The 21,295-nt window shown below is 67.2% G+C and carries 19 protein-coding genes and 1 pseudogene; 11 read left to right on the forward strand and 9 right to left on the reverse strand.

Going from position 1 to position 21,295, the window contains the following annotated elements:
* Positions 1 to 66: 66 nt before the first annotated feature.
* A pseudogene (locus tag EJC77_RS15295) lies at positions 67 to 978 on the forward strand (LacI family DNA-binding transcriptional regulator); the annotation flags it as partial.
* On the opposite strand, the gene EJC77_RS15300 reads toward EJC77_RS15295, so the two are convergent.
* The 6 genes from EJC77_RS15300 to EJC77_RS15325 form a co-directional block, all read right to left on the reverse strand.
* Positions 923 to 2,314 (reverse strand): Gfo/Idh/MocA family oxidoreductase, encoded by a 1,392-nt coding sequence (locus EJC77_RS15300; protein ID WP_338069484.1) that lies wholly within the window; start codon positions 2,312 to 2,314, stop codon positions 923 to 925. The pseudogene EJC77_RS15295 and the gene EJC77_RS15300 overlap by 56 nt on opposite strands.
* Positions 2,311 to 3,096, reverse strand: a complete 786-nt coding sequence (locus EJC77_RS15305) for a ThuA domain-containing protein (RefSeq protein WP_125614457.1) — start codon at positions 3,094 to 3,096, stop codon at positions 2,311 to 2,313. The genes EJC77_RS15300 and EJC77_RS15305 overlap by 4 nt, the downstream gene beginning before the upstream one ends.
* Before the next feature lie 48 nt (positions 3,097 to 3,144).
* Positions 3,145 to 3,960: a carbohydrate ABC transporter permease gene (locus EJC77_RS15310; RefSeq protein WP_125614460.1), complete on the reverse strand. Its 816-nt coding sequence runs from the start codon at positions 3,958 to 3,960 to the stop codon at positions 3,145 to 3,147.
* Between the two features lie 8 nt (positions 3,961 to 3,968).
* A complete protein-coding gene (locus tag EJC77_RS15315; protein ID WP_125614510.1) occupies positions 3,969 to 4,937 on the reverse strand; it encodes a carbohydrate ABC transporter permease in 969 nt (322 codons plus the stop codon).
* Between the two features lie 49 nt (positions 4,938 to 4,986).
* Positions 4,987 to 6,198: a sugar ABC transporter substrate-binding protein gene (locus tag EJC77_RS15320; protein WP_125614463.1), complete on the reverse strand. Its 1,212-nt coding sequence runs from the start codon at positions 6,196 to 6,198 to the stop codon at positions 4,987 to 4,989.
* Positions 6,199 to 6,265: 67 nt separating this feature from the next.
* Complete coding sequence (locus tag EJC77_RS15325; protein WP_125614465.1) at positions 6,266 to 7,288, reverse strand: LacI family DNA-binding transcriptional regulator; 1,023 nt, start codon at positions 7,286 to 7,288, stop codon at positions 6,266 to 6,268.
* 181 nt (positions 7,289 to 7,469) lie between these two features.
* Here EJC77_RS15325 and EJC77_RS15330 point away from each other — a divergent pair, with 181 nt between their 5' ends.
* From EJC77_RS15330 to EJC77_RS15345, 5 genes are all read left to right on the forward strand, one after another.
* Positions 7,470 to 9,152 (forward strand): ABC-F family ATP-binding cassette domain-containing protein, encoded by a 1,683-nt coding sequence (locus tag EJC77_RS15330; RefSeq protein ID WP_125614468.1) that lies wholly within the window; start codon positions 7,470 to 7,472, stop codon positions 9,150 to 9,152.
* A 113-nt stretch (positions 9,153 to 9,265) separates the two neighbouring features.
* Complete coding sequence (locus EJC77_RS15335) at positions 9,266 to 10,498, forward strand: MFS transporter (RefSeq protein ID WP_125614512.1); 1,233 nt, start codon at positions 9,266 to 9,268, stop codon at positions 10,496 to 10,498.
* A 123-nt stretch (positions 10,499 to 10,621) separates the two neighbouring features.
* Entirely contained in the window at positions 10,622 to 11,401 is a 780-nt protein-coding gene (locus tag EJC77_RS15340; protein ID WP_476712885.1) for an ATP-binding cassette domain-containing protein, read from the forward strand.
* Positions 11,331 to 11,627, forward strand: a complete 297-nt coding sequence (locus tag EJC77_RS21465) for a hypothetical protein (RefSeq protein ID WP_338069486.1) — start codon at positions 11,331 to 11,333, stop codon at positions 11,625 to 11,627. Before EJC77_RS15340 ends, EJC77_RS21465 begins: the two co-directional genes overlap by 71 nt.
* Positions 11,628 to 11,897: 270 nt before the next feature.
* The gene (locus tag EJC77_RS15345; RefSeq protein WP_338069487.1) at positions 11,898 to 12,455 is read left to right on the forward strand and encodes an ABC transporter permease; all 558 of its coding nucleotides are present in this window, start codon (positions 11,898 to 11,900) and stop codon (positions 12,453 to 12,455) included.
* On the opposite strand, the gene EJC77_RS15350 is transcribed toward EJC77_RS15345, so the two are convergent.
* From EJC77_RS15350 to EJC77_RS15360, 3 genes are read right to left on the reverse strand one after another with little or no spacing between them, the layout of a single operon-like run.
* Positions 12,442 to 13,089, reverse strand: a complete 648-nt coding sequence (locus tag EJC77_RS15350; protein WP_125614471.1) for a phosphatase PAP2 family protein — start codon at positions 13,087 to 13,089, stop codon at positions 12,442 to 12,444. The genes EJC77_RS15345 and EJC77_RS15350 overlap by 14 nt on opposite strands.
* Positions 13,090 to 13,096: 7 nt before the next feature.
* Positions 13,097 to 14,080, reverse strand: a complete 984-nt coding sequence (locus tag EJC77_RS15355; protein ID WP_125614475.1) for a hypothetical protein — start codon at positions 14,078 to 14,080, stop codon at positions 13,097 to 13,099.
* 57 nt (positions 14,081 to 14,137) lie between these two features.
* The gene (locus tag EJC77_RS15360) at positions 14,138 to 15,562 is read right to left on the reverse strand and encodes an aldehyde dehydrogenase family protein (protein WP_125614478.1); all 1,425 of its coding nucleotides are present in this window, start codon (positions 15,560 to 15,562) and stop codon (positions 14,138 to 14,140) included.
* A gap of 271 nt (positions 15,563 to 15,833) precedes the next feature.
* Here EJC77_RS15360 and EJC77_RS15365 point away from each other — a divergent pair, with 271 nt between their 5' ends.
* The 5 genes from EJC77_RS15365 to EJC77_RS15385 are packed head-to-tail and all read left to right on the forward strand — an operon-like array spanning position 15,834 to position 21,238.
* Positions 15,834 to 16,775, forward strand: a complete 942-nt coding sequence (locus EJC77_RS15365; protein ID WP_125614481.1) for an ABC transporter ATP-binding protein — start codon at positions 15,834 to 15,836, stop codon at positions 16,773 to 16,775.
* Between the two features lie 2 nt (positions 16,776 to 16,777).
* The gene (locus tag EJC77_RS15370) at positions 16,778 to 17,686 is read left to right on the forward strand and encodes an ABC transporter permease (RefSeq protein ID WP_125614484.1); all 909 of its coding nucleotides are present in this window, start codon (positions 16,778 to 16,780) and stop codon (positions 17,684 to 17,686) included.
* Between the two features lie 32 nt (positions 17,687 to 17,718).
* Positions 17,719 to 19,032: a sensor histidine kinase gene (locus tag EJC77_RS15375; RefSeq protein ID WP_240630286.1), complete on the forward strand. Its 1,314-nt coding sequence runs from the start codon at positions 17,719 to 17,721 to the stop codon at positions 19,030 to 19,032.
* Between the two features lie 21 nt (positions 19,033 to 19,053).
* Complete coding sequence (locus EJC77_RS15380) at positions 19,054 to 19,743, forward strand: response regulator (RefSeq protein ID WP_125614487.1); 690 nt, start codon at positions 19,054 to 19,056, stop codon at positions 19,741 to 19,743.
* 49 nt (positions 19,744 to 19,792) lie between these two features.
* Positions 19,793 to 21,238, forward strand: a complete 1,446-nt coding sequence (locus EJC77_RS15385) for an MFS transporter (protein ID WP_125614490.1) — start codon at positions 19,793 to 19,795, stop codon at positions 21,236 to 21,238.
* Positions 21,239 to 21,295 lie beyond the last annotated feature (57 nt).

Below are 21,295 nucleotides of genomic sequence, written 5' to 3' on the forward strand. Positions count from 1 at the left end.
GACTGGGGCGCGGATCGGACAGACTGCAGACGACGAAACTTTTCGAATCTAGGGATGCGGGGCATCATGGGATCACCGAACGCCAAGCCGGTCCTGGCGACCGTGGCGAAACTCGCCGGTGTGTCGGCACCCACCGTGTCCAAGGTGATCAACGGCCGGGACGATGTGGCGGCCAGCACCCGCGAACGCGTCCAGGCGGCGCTACAGCAGCTGGGGTACGAATCGCCGGTGCAGCGCCGCGTGCGGGCCACGGGCCCGGCACTGGTCGACGTGGCCATCTCTGCGCTGGATGCCGGGTACCCGGTCGGAATGCTCAAGGGCATCCTGGATGGGGCGGAGGCCAACGGCGTGGAGGTGGTGCTCACGACCGTCGGGGCGGCCATGCCGGGCAAGGCCAACCACGACGACTGGGCGGCGCGGATGGTGGACACGGGGCGCCGGGGCCTGATTCTGGTCACCTCCGAGGTCACCGGGCCGCAGCTGGAATCGTTCAAGCGGCGTAACATCCCGGTGGTGATCGTCGATCCGCTGAACCCGCCACGCACCGGGTACGTCAGCGTCGGGGCGACGAACTGGGCCGGCGGGAAGGCCGCCACCGAGCACCTGTTGGAACTCGGCCACCGTCGCATCGCCTACCTGGGCGGACCCGAGGCGGCCGAATGCAGCATGGCGCGTCTGCACGGCTACCTGGCCGCGCTCAGGGGCCGCGGTGTCGCCTCGCGTGGGGAGTACATCCGGGCGGGCGAGTTCAACCGCGAATCCGGCATCGACGGCGCACGGGCGCTGTTCGACCTCGCCGAACCGCCCACGGCCATCTTCGCGGGCAGCGACACGATCGCCATCGGCGTGCTGGCCGAGGCCCGCCGGCGCGGCATCCAGGTGCCGGTGGACCTCAGCCTGGTCGGGTTCGACGGCACCGACATCACCGAGCAGTCCGTGCCGCGGCTGACCTCCGTTGCACAGCCACTGGAGGACATGGGCCGGGCGGCCTTGCGGTCCGTGCTGCGCCTGGCCAACGGCGAACGGCTGGACTCCCCGCACGNTGGAGCTGGCCACGGAATTGGTGGTCCGTGACTCCACGGCGCCGCCGGCGTCCCGCTGAGGGAGGCGGTTGATGCGGCCGGCACGGACGACGGCGGCGGCGGCCGGCCGTCGTCGTCCGATTGCTCATGACGCGCCGTGGACCGGGGCGGGCACCTGCCGCGCNCAGGATCTCGCGGACGGACGGCCAGGAATGCATCATGGACCGCACATCGGGACGGGTTTCGGCCGCGACGGCGTCTCGACGGGCCGCGTCCAACAAGGCGTCGATGGAGACGCGTGTTCCGTGGGCGGCGCTTTCGACGGCGGCCTCGACCATCGCAAGGCTCATGATGTTCCCGTGGACTCGTCCCATGGGGGACGCGCCGGTGCGCAACGCCCGGACGAAGTCGCGCAGGGACCCGGCGATCTCCTGGCCCGGATCGGGGACGTCGGCGGCGGGCGCCTGCCCCGTGGCGTCGATCGCCGGCCGGTTGTCGCCGTCCCACAGGACCGATCCGTGCTCGCCGCTGATGCGCCAGCGCCCGTTCCACGACGTCTCAAGCCCCGGGCTGCACCAGCTGCCCGTGAACACGTAACGGCAGCCGCCGGACATCTCGAAGACCGCGGTGGCGCCGGCGTCGCCGTCATACCAGCTCCAGCCCGGGTTGTATTCCTCGCAGAACACGGAGACCGGGTCCTGGTCCAGCAGGAACCGGGCCATGTCAAACTGGTGGATGGCCATGTCCAGCAGCAGCGGGTGGGCCATGGCGTCGCGGAACCCGCCGAAATGGGGGGCTTTGAAGAACTCCGTGGAGATGACCCCCACCCTGCCCAGGGTCTGCGCCATCGCCTTGGCGGTGTGCAGCTGGTGGTTGTAGCGGCGCGACTGGCTGACCATGAATAGTTCCCCGCTCAGCTCCGCTGCCGCCGCCAGGGACAGTCCCTGGGCTACGCTGGACGCCACGGGCTTCTCGCCGAGCACGGGCAGGCCGGCGAAGAGCGCCGCCGTCGTCACCGCGTGGTGGGCCGCGGGAACCGTCACGTTGATGACGGCCTGCGCGCCCACCTGTGCCGCCAATTCGGGCGTGTCCCGCCCGATCGGCAGGTCCGGCCGGCCCAGGGCCGCGGCGGCCGCCCGCGCCGTATCCAGGTCCAGGTCCACGATGCCGCACAGGTCGACGTCGGGCGACTCCTCCACGGTGGACAGCCACGCCTTGCCCATGCCGCCGGCGCCGACGACGAGGACCCTGAGCGGGCCGGCGCTCGGCACGGTGTTGAACGACACGTTCATGACGTTGCATCCTGGTAGTTCTGGCCGCGGAAGAACTCGCCCGTGTCGTATCGAAGCAGCTCGGGAATCTGCCGCTCCGGCCGATCCGTCACCGCCCACTCCACCGCATTGGAAATCACGCGGCGGACGTCCTTGTGGTGGTAGACCGGATAGTCCTGGTCTCCGGGGCTGAAGAAGAAGATCTTCCCGTGCCCACGGCGGAACGTGCAGCCCGAGCGGAACACCTCGCCGCCGCTGAACGAGCTGATGAACACCAATTCCTCAGGGGTGGGGATGTCGAAGAACTCCCCATACATCTCCTGCTCGTCGATAACGATCGGATGCGGCACGCCCTTGGCGATTGGGTGAGTGGGGTCGACCGTCCACACCAGCTCCCGATCCTGCTCACTGCGCCAACGCAACGTGCAGGTCGTTCCCATCAGCTTCGTGAAAATCTTGGACCAATGGCCCGAGTGCAGGACTATCAGTCCCATGCCGGAGAGTACGTGGCGGTGCACGCGCTCGACGATTTCATCGCTGACCTCAGCATGGGCGGCATGACCCCACCACGTGAGCACGTCGGTGTTCGCCAGCACCTCCTCGGTGAGACCATGCTCTGGTTCGTCCAGGGTCGCCGTGCGAACCCGAACCCGGTCGCCCAGGTTCTCCTCGAGGCCTTCCTTGACCGCGCCGTGCATGCCTGCCGGGTACCGCTCGGCGACCTGCTGCTCGACCTGCTCGTGACGATTTTCACCCCACACGACGACTTTCAGCGGGCTCTGTGATGCTTCATCGGACTGCATTTTGATTCCTTTGCTTATAAGGTTCAACGACAAAAATGGTTCGCGGGACTACTTGATGGATCCGCCAAGCGCACCCGCCGCGATATATCGTTGCGCGATGACGAGCAGGATAATCGCCGGAATAGCCGACATCACCGCAGTCGCCATGATGGGGCTCCAGCTCTGGATGTTGCCACTGAGATAGCCATAGATACCAAGCGTGACGGGCCTGACCGCGTTCGACGTGGTGAGCGTCAGTGCGAAGATGAAATCGCTCCAGGTGAAAAGGAAGCTAAATAGCGCTGCCGTGATCAGCGAATTTCGACTGACCGGTAGGACGATCGAAACGAATGCCCGGACGTGTCCGGCACCGTCGACCCGCGCGGCCTCGACCAGGGAAGAGGGTAACGACCCCATAAACGCCCGCAAGATCAGGACCGCGAAGGGGATCGAGCTTGACGCGTCCGCGAGAATCAAGCCCGGGATTGTGTTCAGCAGACCGATGTCGTTGTACGCCGTGTACAGCGCGTTCGCGATGACGATTCCGGGAATCATCTGGGCAACCAACAGTGACAACACGATGACGCTGACCCAGCGCAACTTGAACTTCGCCAAGGCATACGCGGCGGGCGCCGAAATCAAGAGCGTGAGAACGACGGTTCCGAGCGAGACGATCAGGCTGGTGATCAGGTTTCCCCCCTGCTCGGTGAGTGCCTGTGCGTAACCCGCGAAACTTGGGTTCGTCGGGAAGAAGGAGCTGCTGACGGCGTTCCCATTTTGCTGGAATGACGCATTGACCATCCAGTACACCGGAAAGAGCATGATCGCCAGAAAGACGGCACCGAGAATCGTGTACGGAATCCGCTTCATTGTTGAAGTATTCATGACGTTCCCTACTCGTCCACCGGACGGCGATTGACCCGGAGATAGATAAAAGTGAAGACCATCGAAACGACGATCAGGATGTTGCTGATGGCGGCACCCGTACCGAACGAGAAATTCACGAACGATTCGTGATAGGAGAGAGTGGTAAGAGTCTGGGTGGCGTTCGCCGGTCCACCGCCGGTGAGCCCGAGGATGATGTCCAACGCCTTCAGGGTGTACACGACCCCGAGAACCAATACCACGCTCGCGACCGGCCTGAGCATCGGCCAAGTGATGTGCCTGAACGCTTTCCACTTGGTCGCGCCGTCGAGCGCGGCCGCCTCATAGAGTTCCTCGGAGATGCCCTGCAAGCCACCGTAGAGAATCGTGACATTAAACGGAATGCCCAGCCAGATGTTGACAATGATAACCGCGACCAGTGCCATATCCGGACTGCTCAACCATGGAATCGGCGTGTTGATGACGTGAAAAAAGAGGAGGGTCTGGTTCAGTACCCCACTGTCCTGATCAAGAATCCATTTCCACACCGCGCTCGACGCGATGAGGGGAAGCAACCATGGCAGCAGAAGCAGCGACCTCAGCAAATTGTTGAGGGGGAACCTGCGCCGGAAGTACACCGCAAGTGCGAGCCCGATCACGAACTGGCCGATGATAGAACCGATCGTGAACAACGCCGTGTTTATCACTGCGGTGGAGAACAGGCTGCTCGAGATCACCGCCACATAGTTGGAGAATCCAACCCACGGAGCCTCTCCCGTGAAAAAAGTCTTGGTCGAATAGTCCTGAAAACCCATGATCATGTTCTTGACCACGGGATAGCCAAAGAACAAGACGATGAACGCGAGTGCCGGCACCAGGAACATCCATTGCTCCGTGCGGGAACGCAATCGCCTGCGGCGGCGGGAAGCCGGAGCGCCCCGATGAGGCGTCGATGTGCCGGAATCGGCGGTCAGGGAAGAAATTTCACTGGCGGCCATCATACTCACGCACCTTCCATGAAGTCGTCATCGGGGTACTCCGTCTGATTCACTGGCTCTGTGCTTGATTGAGAGCAGCCGCCGGCGACATTTTGCCTGTGAGCGCGAGCTGCTCGGCCGTGTAGATCTTGGTCGCCGCCTTCGGCCAGTCTGGACCGAGCTCAGCCGTACGTGCACGAGCATTCGCCACGACCGTCACGAACGGAGCCAGCAGCGGGTTCGACGTGGCCACCTGCTGCGCCACGGCCGTGCGCGAAGGAATGTTGAGGTTGGCCTTGGCGATGGTTTCCTGGCTCTTGGCGCTGTTGATGCAGGCGACGAGTTTGCCGGCCAGCGCCATCTTGCTCTTGTCACCGGTCTGGGGGACCGTGAATGTCTCGCCGCCGAGAGGTGCGATCGAAGTCTGCCCAGCAGTAGGCGTGGGGATGGGTACCGTCGCCCACTTCAGACCTGTTGCAGCCTGAAGTGCAGGGAAGTTCCAGGGGCCGTTGATCATCATGGCAGCCTTGCCGGCCGTGAACTGGTCGAGCACGTCCCCCTGTCCCCAGTTGACAACACTCTTCGATACCGAGCCGGCGTTGACCATGTCGACCAAAAGCTGCAGCGCTTGAGCGGTCTGCGGCGTGTTGATGTTCTTCTCGTTCCCGCCGTTGGACCACATGAACGGCATGAACTGCCAGGTCCCCTCGTACGTGTTGATGCCGCTGAACGCAAAACCGTACTGACCCGGCTTGGTCAGTTTCTTCGCGGCGTCTTGCAGCTCAGCCCACGTCTTCGGCGGTGTGATGCCAGCCGCCTTGAGGATCTCAACGTTGTAAATGAGTGCGATCGAGTTCACCGCAGGGGCGAGACCGTACAACGTGCCCTGATACGAGCCCGCCTCGACGACGGCGGGGGCAAAGCCGTCGCCGTTGATCCCGTAGTCCTTCAGTGGCGACAACGCTCCCGACTCGGCTATCTGCTGCACATCGGGATTGTCGAGCATCAAAACGTCCGGCAGCGTCTTCGAAGAGCTCTGCTGAAGCACCTTCGCGATGAGCCCGGCACCGGGCACATGGGTGGCGTTCACCGTCGCACCGATGTCGGTGCCGCATGCCTTGTACACGGCCTCCATCGGGGCCAGGCTGGGCGGACTGTAGTAATCCTCGATGGTCAGTGTCGTTTTGCCGCTTGACCCGGATCCGCCAGACGAGCATCCGGCGATGGCGAGGGGAATCATCATCGCCCCGGCGAGGACGGCTGCGATCTTTGTGTTTCTCATTTTATCTAGCTCCTTTGCTGAAACTTCATGGCCTGCGCCCCCACTTCGGGGTGAATCTGTGATCTGGTTATGGCACATCAGGGCGCTTGATCGTGCTGTCCCGATGGACGATGACCGGTGATATCAATTCCACACATTCGTGGTCTTGTTGCAATTGGCCTGCCAGTATTGCGCAGAGTATTTGCACGGCCCGTCGAGACACTGTGGCGGGCTGCAGATCGATCGTGGAGAGCGGGATGATTTGTCGCTCCGCGACGGCCGCGGAACACCCGCCAATGACCGATACGTCCGTCCCCGGTGTCAGGCCGCGGATGCGCAACGTATCCAGGAGCAGCTCCTGGATACCGGCATCCGGGCAGACGAACGCCGGGGCTCCGGCAAGGCCCGCCAGCCCCTCGTCGACGGCCGCTGCCATGCCGGCGCGGTCGTTGTTCCCGGCGACAGTGACGATCTGGACCTTCCTGTCAAGGGCCGCGGAGCGCACGCCTTCATGGAACCGCTGCACGTAATTGACGTGTCGCTCCACCACGGAGGTCTGCCAATTTACGATGCAAATGCTGCGATGACCGGCGTCGGCAAGGTCGGTGATACACAACGCGCCGGCCTGTTCAAAGTCCGCATCCACGCAATTGAGACCCGTTGTTTGCTGGGGAATCCCAATCAGGACCACCGGAACGCCCAAGGAACGAACCACCGGAATGCGGTTGTCGACGCCTTCCACCTGCATGAGAATCAGTCCGTCGCACAACTGTTGGCCGACAACTCGCTGGAGCCCAGCGGCACCTTCATCATCGGTGACGAGCAGGATGTCGTGGTCCAGCTGCCGGGCCGTTGCCGCGATCACGGCGATGAACTCCATGATGGAACTCATGTGAAGCTCGGGGATGAAGGGGATGACCAGGCCGATGACCCTCGTGCGACGACTGGCCAACGCCCTTGCCCCCGCGTTTGGTTGGTAGGTCAGCTTCTCCATGGCGGCTTCAACACGTTTCCGGGTTTTTTCCGAGATGGGCCGCTTTCCGCTCATGACATAGGAGACGGTGCTTTGGGAGACGCCGGCGGCGGCCGCTACGTCCTTGCTTGTTGGCACAGTTACCTGTCCTTTGAGTCGAAGGCATCCTCGGCGGGGGCTTTAGCCCGTCATCGATGCGTATCGTCGATGCGTATCGAGTCTCAGTGTGACATGGGTCTCGTGCGGTTGGCAAGGGGCAATCGCCGCCCAGCTGCACCCGGCGCCGGCCCGCCGCCACTCGGGATGGGAGAATGGCCGGGTGGGACATATCGACGTGGCAAGCATTGACTACTTCCTCTCCGACGGGCGCCAACTGCTCAACGGGGTGACCCTCCGCGTCTCCGACGGCACCAAGACGGCGCTGATCGGCCCGAACGGCACCGGCAAGACGACGCTGCTGCGCATCATCTGCCAGGACATCAAGGCCGACGAGGGCGCCGTGTCGCGCTCGGGTTCAATGGGCGTCATGCGCCAGTTCGTCGGCCAGGTCCGCGATGGCAGCACCGTGCGCGACCTGCTGCTGTCCGTCGCCCCGCCCGCCATCGCCGCCGCCGGCCACGCCGTGGACGCCACCGAGCAGGCCATGATGGAGCACGACATCGAACCCACCCAGATGGCCTACGCCCAGGCGATCGCCGACTGGGGGGATGCCGGCGGGTATGAGATCGAGACACTGTGGGATGAGGTCACCACGGCCGCCATGGGCGTGGATTTCTACAACGCCCAGTACCGCCACGCCTCCACGCTCAGCGGCGGCGAACAAAAGCGCCTGGTGCTGGAAGCGCTGTTCGCCGGCCCCGACGAGGTCCTGCTGCTCGATGAGCCGGACAACTACCTGGACGTGCCTGGCAAGCGCTGGCTGGAAGCGAAGATGGCGGAATCCGACAAGTCGGTCCTGTTCGTCAGCCACGACCGGGAGCTGCTGGCCAACGCCGCGGACCGGATCGTCACCCTGGAACCGGGCATCAACGGTGCCTCCAGCTGGACGCACGGCGGCGGCTTCGCCTCTTACGTGACAGCCCGGGCGGACCGCAACGCCCGGTTCGAGGAACTGCGCAAGCGTTGGGACGAGGAGCACATCAAGCTCAAGGAACTCGTCAACATGTACAAGAACAAGGCCGCGTTCCGCTCCGACATGGCCAACAGGTACCAGGCCGCGCAGACGCGGTTGGCGAAGTTCCTGGAGGCCGGCCCGCCGGAGGCACTGCCGATCGAGCAGAACGTGAAGATGCGCTTGAAGGGTGGCCGGACGGCGAAACGCGCCATCGTGGCCACCAAGCTGGAGCTGACCGGTCTGATGAAGCCGTTCAACGCCGAGATCTGGTTCGGCGACCGGGTGGCCGTGCTGGGCTCCAACGGCAGCGGCAAGAGCCACTTCCTGCGGCTGCTGGCCGCCGGCGGCACGGACCCGGAGAAGGAACACGAGCCGGTCTCGGACGTGGAGATCGCACCCGTTCCGCACACCGGGACGGCCAAGCTCGGCGCCCGCATCCGGCCGGGATTCTTCGCCCAGACCCACGCTCGCCCGGACCTGCTGGGCCGGACCCTGCTGGACATCCTGCACCGCGGCGACGAACACCGCTCCGGGCTCGGCCGCGAACCAGCCGCCGGCGCGCTGGACCGGTACGGGCTGGCATCCAGTTCGGAACAGAAATACGACTCGCTCTCCGGCGGCCAGCATGCCCGATTCCAGATCCTGCTCCTCGAGCTGTCCGGCGCCACGTTGCTGCTGTTGGATGAGCCGACGGACAACCTCGACCTGCACTCGGCCGAGGCGCTGGAACGCGCCATCGACGCGTTTGAGGGCACCGTCCTGGCCGTGACCCATGACCGCTGGTTTGCCCGCACGTTTGACAGGTTCTTCGTGTTCGGCTCGGACGGGAAAGTGTACGAATCCGACGAACCCGTGTGGGACGAGAAACGGGTGGAGCGCGCCCGCTGACCCGCATCTGGGGCGCACTTAAGCACCATTTTGGGCCCAGAATGGTGCATAAGTGCGCCCCAGACGCACGGTTGACACCCAAATTAGTTTTAGGATAAAAGTAATTGGTGCCTATCACCGCCAGCCTCACGCCCGGGACGACGCGCGCCGCGGCGAGTGCGACGTTCTCCATCTTCGCCCTCAACGGGCTGGTCTTCGCCAGCTGGGCCGCCCGCATCCCCGCCGTGACAAGGACCCTGGGCCTGACCTCCGGCGAGATGGGCCTGCTGCTGCTGGCAATCTCCGCCGGATCCGTCATCACGCTGCCCATGGCCGGCTCGGTCGTCGCCCGGCTCGGTACGGCCAAAACCGTCCGGCTGGGCGGATTCACGGCCGCCTTCGGCGGGCTGGTGGTTGCCATCGCCCTCGGGCTGGCTTTCGTGCCGTTGACCGCCGTCGGCCTGTTCTTCTTCGGGGTGGGCATCGGCCTGTGGGATGTGTCGCAGAACGTGGAAGGCGCCGAGGTGGAACGCCACCTGGGCCGGACAATCATGCCGCGTTTCCACGCCGGATTCAGCGGCGGCGCGTTCATCGGCGCCCTGGCGGGGGCCGGCCTGTCCGCACTGAACGTCAGCCTGACCGGGCACCTACTCGCCATCGTCGCGCTCGTGTGCGTCTCCATGGTGTTCGTGCCCCGCGCGTTCCTGCCTCCCGCGGTGGCCGCGTCGACCGCAGTGACCCCGGACGCCACCAGCCCGGCTCCCGGGCCGGTGCGGGGCCGCAGCGCCTGGACCGAGATGCGCACGCTCATGGTCGGTCTGGTGGTGCTCGGCGCCGCCCTGACCGAGGGAGCCGCGAACGACTGGATCGCGAAGGCGACCGTCGACGGGCTGGGCACCTCGGAATCGCAGGGCGCCATCATGTTCGCCGTGTTCGTGGCCGCCATGACCGCCGTCCGGTTCATCGGCGGGACGTTCATCGACGCCTACGGCCGGGTGACCGTGCTGTACGCCAGCCTCGGCGCATCGCTGGCCGGCCTGCTGTTGTTCGTCTTGGCGCCGAACGTGTGGCTGGCCGGTGTGGGCGCTGTCCTCTGGGGCGCCGGCGCCGCGCTCGGTTTCCCCATGGGCATGTCGGCGGCCGCGGACGACCCGGCCCGCGCGGCGGCGCGCGTTTCCGTGGTTTCCACGGTGGGGTATGTGGCCTTCCTGGCCGGCCCGCCGCTGCTCGGCTTCCTCGGCGACCACTTCACCATCCGGTGGGCCCTGCTGGCGATCGGTGTGGCGGTCGTGGCATCCATCCTCACGGCCCCCGCCGCCCGGCCGCTGCCGGCATCCGAGCAGGCGACGGCCGACGCCGAGGTTTAGCCCGTCCCCTTCACAGGGAGCCCGCACGGGCCTAGGCTGGTGGGTTGTTGAATGCACCGCCGCGCATCGGGGCGCGGCCCAACGCAGACGGGAACCACGAGGGCGGGGACGTTCATCATGGCCATGATTGAAGCGACCGGACTGGTCAAGACCTACAAGGCCAAGGGTGGGACCGTCCATGCCCTTGACGGCCTGGACCTGAGCGCCCGGCGCGGCACCGTCGAGGCGCTGCTGGGGCCCAATGGCGCCGGGAAAACAACGGTGGTGAAGATCCTCACCACGCTGATCAAGCCCGATTTCGGCACGGCCGCGGTGGACGGCATCGACGTGATGAGGGACCCCCGGGCCGTGCGCCGCAAGATCGGCGTCTCCGGCCAGTACGTGGCGGTCGACGAGAACCTGACGGGCTTCGAGAACCTGGAAATGGTGGGCCGGCTCTACCACCTGGGCCGGTCGGTGGCCCGCCGGCGGGCCGCCGAACTCATCGACCTGTTCGAGTTGTCGGAGGCCCAGAACCGGCCCGTAAAGGGGTTCTCCGGTGGCATGCGCCGGCGCATCGACCTGGCCGGGGCGCTGGTGGTCCGCCCGCCGGTGCTGTTCCTGGACGAGCCCACCACGGGGCTGGATCCGCGCAGCCGACTCGCCATGTGGGATGTCATCAAGGGGCTCGTGGCCGACGGGACCACCTTGCTGCTGACCACCCAGTACCTGGAGGAGGCGGACCAGCTGGCCGACCACATCTCCGTCATCGACACGGGGAAGGTGATCGCGGACGGCACGGCGGACGAGCTGAAGGCGCAGATCGGCGGGCACCGNCGTCGAGGTGACGGTCGTGGACGAGGGCGACGCCCCGGCAGTCCTGCGGATCCTGGCGCGCTTCGGCGCCGGCGAGCCGGCGCTTGAGTCCGACGGCCGGTCGGCGCACGTCCGCGTCGACTCCGGGCCGGCGGCACTGCACGCCGTGCTGGGCGAGCTGAAGGAGTCCGGGATCCCGCTGCACGACGCCGGGATACGGCGCCCCACCCTGGACGACGTGTTCTTGAAACTCACCGGCCGCGCCGCTACGGAGCAAGAGCCGGAACCGGCCGGGAAACAGCCGGCGAACGACGAGCGGGAGGTGGTCCCGTGAGTGCGGCGACGCTGCCTGCCGCGCCCTACAACGCGGCCGCCATGTGGCTCTCCGACGGGTGGATGATGACGTGGCGCAACCTGCTGAAGATGCGCCGGTCCCCGGACATGATCATCTTCGCCGTGCTGCAACCCATCATGTTCGTGCTGCTGTTCAGCCAGGTCTACGCCGGCTCGATCTCCGTGGCGGGCACCGACTACACGCAGTACCTGATGGCCGGCATCTTCGGCCAGACGGTCGTGTTCGGGGCCACGTACTCGGGCTCCGNCCATGGCCCAGGACCTCAAGGACGGCATCATCGACAGGTTCAGGACGCTGCCCATGAGTGGTTCGGCCGTGCTGGTCGGGCGCACGAATTCGGACCTGGTGCTCAATGCCATCTCCATGACCATCATGATGGCCACCGGGCTGATCGTCGGGTGGCGGGTGAACACGTCCGTGCCCCAGTTCCTGGCCGGGGCGGGCCTGTTGATGTTGTTCGCCTATGCGTTCAGCTGGGTCATGGCGTTGCTGGGCATGAGCGTACGGTCCCCGGAGGTCATCAACAATGCGGCCTTCATGATCCTGTTCCCGCTGACGTTCGTGTCCAACGCCTTCGTGCAACCGGCCAACCTGCCGACGCCGCTGCGCATCTTCGCCGAGTGGAACCCGGTCTCGGCCCTGGTCCATGCGGCCCGGTCGCTGTTCGGCAACCAGGGCACGGCACCGATCCCGGATGCGTGGCCGATCCAGCACGCCGTGCCCATGGTGGTGCTCGGGGCGTGCGCCATGCTGCTGGTCTTCGTGCCGTTGTGCGTCCGCAAGTTCGCGTTGATCAGCTCGCGTTGACGGGTATATACGGTTGCAGGCATTTATCCTGCACCGCCGCCCACAACAGGAACACGAGGCCGGCGCCCAGCAGCGCGCCGGCGATCGTGTCCCAGAGCCAGTGCGCGCCCAGGTAGGTACGGCTGTACATCATGGCGACGCTGAGGATGGCGCCGCTGATCCACACCCACAGCCGTCCCAGTACGACGGCGGTCGTCACCGCCGCCGCGACGGTCACCGTCGTATGCCCGGAGGGGAATGAACCGGAGTCCACCGTCACGAGGCGGCCGGCGGGCCGCGGCCGGGCCGTGAGCGCCTTCAGCAGGTGGGTGGCGGCGAGCACGGCCAGGTTGGCCCCGGCCGTGAAGAACGCGAGCCGGTGGTGCCGGAAGAGCAGGGCGACGAACAGGCCGGCGCAGTAGACGATCATCCCCGTCTGCCCCACGAAGTTCAGCACCAGGTTCGCACCGGTGAGCCACGGCGTCCGCGAGCCGCGCACCCACCCGTCCCACCCGTCGTCGTACTGCTGGAACCAGGGGGCCGTGTGGCCGGCCAGCAGCGTCACGGCACCGAGGGTGACGAGCGCCAGGGCGGCCACCGACCACGGCATGAGGGCGCGGACGGGCAGGCGGACGGGGCGGACCAGTGCTGGCATCAGCCCATCATAGGTCGGGGTCCGGGCCGGGGGCCGCCCAGCCCAGCGTGCCCCACACGATCACGCCCAGCCCGACGATGAGGCAGGCCGGCGCCGCGCCCTGCAGCACCGTGGGCCAGGGAGCCATCGAGTAGGTCAGCTCGCCCAGCGTCCGGGGTTCCGTGCCCATTGACAGAGGTGTCAGGTGTGGCGCGAAGATGGCCGCGAACCCCAACAGGACGAGTGCGCCGCCGGCCAGCCAGGCGCCATGCGGGGACGGCCGGGCCGGGCCCGCCGGCGGGAGCACGACGACGACCGCGGCCAGGGCCAACCCCGGGGCCAGCAGCGCCGTGGCGACGGAGGACACGGCGTAGGGCCAGGGCATCGCATACACGGCGAGGCCCGCGCCGCCGCCGTCCAACCGGTGCAGTTGGGGTTCCATCGTCGCATCCGGAAACAGGCCGGGCGTGAACATGGCCCAGAGGCCGGCGGCCACCAGCGCGAGCGCCCACGCCAACGCGGTGGCACGAAACGATCGGTCGGCCGCCGGCCGGTTCCGGGCGGCAAAGAACAGCACGGCAACACCCAAGCCCACCCCGGCGCCCATGAAGTGCGGGGCCGCCGCGGCCACCGTTGGCCCCCAGGGACTCACGGCGATGCCATGGAGCGCGGCGGGGTCCATGACCAGCGAGGCCGGCAGCCAGTACTGGATCGTCAGGCACGCCACGCCCGCGGCCACCAGCGCCGCGGCCAGGATGAGCAGCACACGCGCCCGCCCGGCCCGCCACGGGGCAGGGCGTGGACCGTCGGCGTCCGGCTGGTCGGGGTCGGGGCCCGGGGCATCCGCGGCGGGCACCGCGTCAACGACCGGCACCGCCTCAACGGCCGGCGGGGCCTCGGCCGGCGGCGCCCCGGCCGTGGGGAACGCCGCCGGCGGCGCGACGGCGGTCCGGGGCAGGTCATCCCCGCCGCGTTGGTAAATGGCCGGGTAGCGGTCGTCCGTCGGCGCCATTGAGGTCCCCCATCCGCAGAGTTTGCTCCACCCTAACCCACCGCGTCCGCCCTGCCGTCAGTAGCTGATCACCTGCGGCGCACCGAGGCCCTTGAGCCCCTCGACACCGAACTCCAGGCCGTAGCCCGAGGCCTTCGCGCCGCCGAACGGCACCCGCGGGTCCACGGCACCGTGCTTGTTGATCCACACGGTGCCGGCCTCGATGCGGGCGGCGACCTCGCGGGCCTTCGCGGGGTCGGACGACCACACCGAGGCACCCAGCCCGACGTCCAGGCCGTTGGCCATGGTGATAGCCTCCTCCACGCTCGAGTACTTGATGATCGGCAGGGCCGGGCCGAACTGCTCCCTGGCGACCAGCGGGTTGTCGTTGTCGATGTCCGCCACCAGCGTCGTCGGGTAGAAGTAGCCCGGCTGGCCGGCCTCGGGTTCGCCGCCCAAGAGCACCCGGGCGCCGGAGTCCTTGGCCGCCTGCACCAGATCCGCGACGATGTCGAACTGCGCCTTGTTCTGCAGCGGCCCCAGGACGTTCTGCTCCTCCAGCCCGACGCCCATCGGCATCTGCCCGGCGAAGCCGACCAGGGCGTCGCAGACGGCGTCGTAGATGTCCTCGTGCACGTACAGGCGCTTCAATGCGGCACAGGTCTGGCCGGTGTTGATGAACGCGCCCCAGAACAGGCCCTCGGCGATCGCCGCCGGATCGGCGTCCGGCAGCACGATCCCGGCGTCGTTGCCGCCCAGCTCCAGGGTCAGCCGCTTCACGGTGTCCGCCGAGGAGCGGATGATCGCCTTGCCGGTGGCGGTGGAGCCGGTGAACATCACCTTGTCGATGCCCGGGTGCGCCGCGAGCCGCTCGCCGACGCCGCGGCCGCCGGAGACCACGGAGAGCACGCCGGCCGGCAATTCCTGGTTGATGACGGCGGCCAGGGCCAGCACGCTCAGCGGGGTGTACTCGGAGGGCTTGACGACGACGGCGTTGCCCATGCGCAGGGCGGGGGCGAGCTGCCAGACGGAGATCATCATGGGCCAGTTCCAGGGGCCGATCGCGCCGACGACGCCGAGGGGCCGGTAGTGCAGCTCGGCCCGGGATTCGCCGTCGTCGACCAGCACCTCGGGGCGCAGCTCGAACGACGCCGTGGCGCGCAGCCACGCGGCGCACGCGCCGACCTCGAAGCGGGCGTTGGGCCCGTTCAGCGGCTTGCCCTGCTCGCGGGAGAGCAGCCGGGCGAGCGCCTCGGCGGAGCGCTCGACGGCGTCCGCGGCCCGGTTGAGGAACGCGCTGCGCTCCTCGTGGCCCAAGGCGGCCCAGGCCGGCTGGGCGGCCCGCGCGGCGTCGACGGCGGCGTCGAGGTCGGCGGTCGTGTGCTCGGGGGCGCGGCCGACGACCTCACCGGTGGCGGGATCGCTGATCTCGCGGCCGCCGTCGTTGGCGACAATGGCTTGCAACAGGTCCTCATACGTGTCGAGCGTGGTTTCGGTCTGCATGGATCCTCCTGGTGGTCGATGCGCCGCACATCGGCGTCGCGGCTGGGTGACTCATTTCACTATGCCCCATGGCACGCGCACCTGGCTTGTCATTCCGTGGCCGGCATTTGACGCTCAGCGCACGGGCGGGCCGCTGCCGGGGTAATCCCTCCGGACGACCCTGAGCGGCCCCTGATTCATCCCTGAGGCAGGCGAAATCGGGGCCCGGACGCCGTAGCGTGGACGCATGGCCTGAAGCAGGCCGCCGAATGCAACCCAAGGGGATGTCCACATGATCGAGGCAGTCAACCTCGCCAAGCATTACGGGCCGAAAACGGCCGTTGCCGGTGTCACGTTCACGGTGAAGCCGGGCCAGGTGACCGGATTCCTGGGACCGAACGGCGCCGGGAAGTCCACCACCATGCGCATGGTGGTCGGGCTGGACCGGCCGAGCGCCGGCACCGTCACGGTCAACGGCAAGCACTACGCGGAGCACCGCGACCCGTTGCACCAGGTCGGCGCCCTGCTCGACGCCAAGGCCGTGCACACCTCGCGCAGCGCCTACAACCACCTGCTATCGATGGCGGCAACGCACAACATTCCCGCCAGCCGGGTCAACGAGGTCATCGACATGACGGGGTTGGCGCAGGTGGCGAAGAAGAAGGCCGGCGGTTTCTCGCTGGGCATGGGCCAGCGGTTGGGCATTGCCGCGGCACTGTTGGGGGACCCGCAGACCCTCATCCTGGACGAACCGGTCAACGGCCTGGACCCGGAAGGCGTGCTGTGGGTGCGCAACCTGGTCAAGTACCTGGCCGGCGAGGGCAAGACCGTGTTCCTGTCCTCCCACCTGATGAGCGAGATGGCGCAGACCGCCGACCATCTCATCCTCATCGGCCGCGGCAAGATCATCGCCGACGCGCCCATCGCCGACATCCTCGACGGCGGGCACCAGACGCGCGTGCGGGTGCGCACGCCGGAGGCGTCGAGGCTGGCCGAGCTCCTCGGCGGCACTGGCGTCAGCATCGACAGTTCCGAGTCGGAGACGCTGGAGATCAGCGGCCTGGACGCGCGCCGGATCGCCCAGTCGGCGCTGGACAACCGGGTGTTGGTCTACGAGCTGACCCCGATCATGGCCTCCCTCGAGGAGGCCTACTTCGACCTCACGAAGGACGAGGTCGAATATCATTCACACGAACTGTCCGACGTCGCGTCGTCGGCACCGGAAGGACGCTGACCATGAGCACGACGACGGTACCCTCGCCTTCGCACGCATCGGCGGCGGGCACGCACGGCCTCAGCTTCGGTGGCGTGCTGCGCAGCGAATGGATCAAGTTCCGGTCGCTGCGCTCGACCAAGTTGCTGCTGTTGTTCACGTTCGTGGCCGTGGTGGGCGTGGGCGCGTTGGCGGCCTGGTTGCGCGGGACGATCATCCAGTCCCTCATGACGACCGGATCTGCCAGGCCCGAGGGCGGCGTCCACGCCACCACGATGACGCTGGCGCAGGCCGAGGCGGCGGCGCAGGCGCAGGGCATCAACATCTACGGCATCCCGAACGCCGGCCTGCAACTGGGCATCCTGGTGCTGGGATCGCTGGCCGTGCTGCTGATCGCCTCCGAGTTCGGCACCGGAATGATCCGCTCCACCATGACGGCCGTGCCGAGGCGTCTCCCGGCTTTTGCGGCCAAGGCCATCGTGCTCGTCGTGGTGTCCTATGTGCTCACGCTCGTCGCGGCGCTCGTGACGTTCCTGATCTCCATCCCGATCCTGCACCATTATGGGATTGACATGTCGTTCGGCCGCGACGGGGTGGTGTACGGCATCTTCATGGGCGGCGTGTATGTGGCCGGTGTGGCGTTGATCGGGCTTTCGCTCGGGACGCTGTTGCGTAACTCGGCCGGCGGGATCATCGTCCTGGTGGCCCTGTTCTTCGTCCTGCCGTTCGGCACGCAGTTGCTGGGCCTGGTGCCGGGCGACTTCTGGAAGTACGTGAACCAGTACGTGCCCAGCGTGGCCGGTGGCCGCATGCTCGAGGTGGGCCACAAGGACGCGTTCATCGACCCGCACGTGGGTGGGCTGCTCTTCCTGGCCTGGATCCTGGTGGTGACCATCCCGGCGGTCATCACGCTCAAGACCCGTGACGTCTAGGACGGCCCGGGGCACCGCCCATGCCGGCTCCTGTGCCTGCACCCGGTGACATGGGCGCCATCGACCCGGCGGGGTCCGCGGAACGAACGGCCGCGGATTCCGCCGAATCATTGACGGCGGCCGCGCCCAGGGCCGAGGAGCTCACGTCGGCTAGGCGCGGCTGGCTGCGCCGCTACCTCCACCGCCACCCGCGCGTCACCGACGTCGTGGTGGCCGCGTGTTACGTGCTCACGAGTTCGGGCATCTTCCTGGCACCCAACCACCGGAACCTGCTGCCCCACGCCGCCCTGGTCGTCGCGGCCGCCGTGGCGTTGATGTTCCGCCGGTATGGGCCGCTGACCGTGGTGTCGGTCCTGTTCGTGCTGGAGATCGTGAACCTCATCATCTATCCGACCGGCAGCAACACCGGAGTCAGCCTGTGGTTCGGGCTGTATGCGGTGGCGGTGCACTATTCGGCCGTGCGCAGCTTTGCGGCAGCGGCCGCCGTCAGCCTTCCCATGGCCGGGTACCTGCTGTTCCTGTACAAGGTGCCGCCCGAGGCGTTGACAGACGGTGGACCCAGCGCCCAGGTGACGTCCATCATCAGCGCCGTCATCATCGTGCTTTCCAACGTCATCGCCACCGGCATCGGCGTCTCGGTGCGGCGCGGGCGCGAGCATGAGAAGGAGTTGCGCTCCTGGGCGGTGCGCAACGCGCAGCTGGCGTCGGTGGCCGAACGCAACCGCATCGCCCGGGAGATGCACGATGTGGTGGCCCACTCGCTGACTGTCATGGTGGCACTGTCGGACGGCGCCGCCGTCGTCGTCAAACGGAATCCGGACCGCGCCGCCGAGGTGCTGGGCCAGCTGTCCGAGACCGGCCGCACCGCGCTCGCGGACATGCGCCGGGTGCTGGGGGTGTTGAGGAACGACGACGGCGGCACCCGGGCACCGCTGCCCGACCGGGCCGACCTGACGGGGCTGATCGAGGGGTTCCGGCAGGCCGGGCTGCCGCTGACCGTCACGCATTCGGGGCCGACGCTGCCCGGGGACGCGGCACTGCAGCTGTCCGTGTACCGGATCGTGCAGGAATCGCTGACGAATGTGTTGCGGTACGGCACGGCCGTCTCCCGCGTGCAGCTGGTGATAGAGAACAACGAGGCGTCTGGGGAGCTGCGCATCAAGGTCACGGACGACGGGCGCGGCTCGGTCCACCCGTCCGCGGGCGCCTCGATGGGAACCGGGCAGGGCATCGCCGGCATGCGGGAGCGTGCGGGCATCTACGCTGGAACCGTGACGGCCGGACCGGGTGCCCATGGGGGCTGGGTGGTCGAGGCCGTGCTGCGCCCGCAGCCGGCCGGGGACTGACGTGTGATTGAGGGGGGGTACGTGGACGAAACCACAGGACCGATCAGCGTGCTGCTGGTGGACGACCAGCCGCTGCTGCGCATGGGGTTCCGGCTCATCCTGGAGGGTGAGGCGGACCTGGTGATCGTGGGCGAGGCCTCCAATGGGGCCGAGGCCGTCGCCAAGGTGGCCGAACTGGCGCCCGACGTGGTGCTCATGGACGTGCGCATGCCCGTCATGGACGGCATCGATGCGACGGCGCGGATCGCCGCGTCCGAGGCCGAGTCGCGGGTCATCATCCTGACCACCTTCGACCTGGACGAGTATGCGTTCGCCGGGCTGCAGGCCGGGGCCAGCGCGTTCCTGCTCAAGGACGTGGCGCCCGCCGAACTGGTCAACGCCGTCCGGCTGGTGGCCAGCGGCGACGCCGTCGTGGCACCGCGGGTGACCGCCCGGCTGTTGGAGAACTTCGTGCGTTCTCAGCGGGCCCGGGTGGCGCCGCCGAGTGATCCGCTGTTGGCGGACCTGACCCCGCGCGAGTTGGAGGTGCTGCACGCCATCGCCCAGGGCGGCTCGAACGCGGAGATCGCCCACCAGCTGTTCCTGTCCGAGGCGACGGTGAAGACGCATGTGCGCCGCATCCTGACGAAACTGCACCTGCGTGACCGCGTCCAGGTGGTCGTGTACGCGTATGAGACGGGGCTGGTCACGCCCAGTAACCCCGACTACTGATCGGGTCTATCATGGCCTCAGCAGCTTATTGCCGGCAGCGGAGGATATCATGGCGTCCCCGAATGAACAAATCGCGTCGTCTCCCGGACAGGTGGTCATCGCCAGGCTTGAGCGCCTTGACGTGTGGTCCCTGTCCTACGTTTTCATCGGCATCATCGGCCTCGGCTTCCTGTTCACCTTTTACGATATTTTCGACATCAACGTCTCTTTCATCCAGACCTGTGTGGCCCTGAAACCCGGCTGCACGCCGGAGAACGCGCTGGACGCCCTGCCGTTCCCGGTGGTGCTGAACCTGGCCGGCTACGTGGTGGGCACCCTGGTTCTGAGCCCGTACGCCGACAAGGTGGGTCGGCGGAACATGCTGCTGATCACCATGTTGATCACCGGCCTCGGTTCCCTCTACAACGCCCTGGCACCTGGGTACGTCAATTTCAACATCGCCCGCATCATCACCGGCATCGGCATCGGCGCGGACCTGGCCATCGTGAACACATACATCAACGAGGTGGCCCCCCGGCGCGCCCGGGCCAAATTCACCACCGTCATCTTCATCATGTCGGCGCTGGGCGCGCTGGTCGGGATCTGGCTCGGGCTGATCTTGACCACGCCGGCTACGCCCTGGCCGCTCGGGCTGCCGTTCGCGGTGGCCGGTCCGGGCTTCTCAAACGGCTGGCGGTGGATGTACGGCGTGGGCGCCCTGCTGGCCTTGGTCGCCATCCTGCTGCGGGTCCAATTGCCGGAGTCCCCGCGCTGGCTGATCGGCCAGGGCAGGGTTGAGGAAGCGGACGGCGTGGTCGCGGCGATGGAGTCCCGCGCCGTGCGGCACGGGACGCTGCGGGAGCCGGTCCTGGCCGACGCCGCGGCCGTGGCCCCGCCGCCGTCGAAGATGCCGTACCGGGACCTGTTCACCAGCCCGCTGTACCTGCGGCGGATCGCCCTGCTGTTCGTCATCTGGTTCATCGCCTACATCACCGTCTACTCGTATGCCTCCGGGTTCACCAGCGTCCTGACGGCGCTGCGCTTCCCGCCGCCCGAGGCGGGCGTGATCGCGGCCGTCGGCACGTTCGGGTTCGTGGCGGAGGCGATCGTCATGTCGTTTCTGGTGGAGAAGCTCGAACGCCGGTTCTGGCTGCCCATCGGCGCGGCGGTGACGATCATCGGCGCGATCCTCATCGCGGTGGCCGGGACCACCATCACGGTCTCCTTCATCGGCGCGATCCTGATCTTCGCCGGGTTCAACCTCTGGGTTTCCCCGACGTACGCGCTGACCGCCGAATGCTTCCCGACCCGGGCGCGGACCACCGGCTTCGCGTTGGTGGACGGCGTGGGGCACATCGGCGGTGGCATCGGTGTGCTGGTGATTGCGCCGTTCCTGCCGCACATGTCGGTCCTGGGCGCCTTCCTGCTGATCACCGTCTTCATTGTGGTGGCCTCGATCCTGGTGCAATTCACGCCCCACACCCGCAACCGCCCGCTCGACGTGATCTCTCCGTGAGACGTTGCCATTTCACAAGGGGCCCTGCGGAAATTGGGCGAAAAACGAGTAGTCGTA

The organism is Specibacter cremeus, assembly GCF_003946885.1.
In the GTDB taxonomy this organism is placed as follows: Bacteria; Actinomycetota; Actinomycetes; order Actinomycetales; family Micrococcaceae; genus Specibacter; species Specibacter cremeus.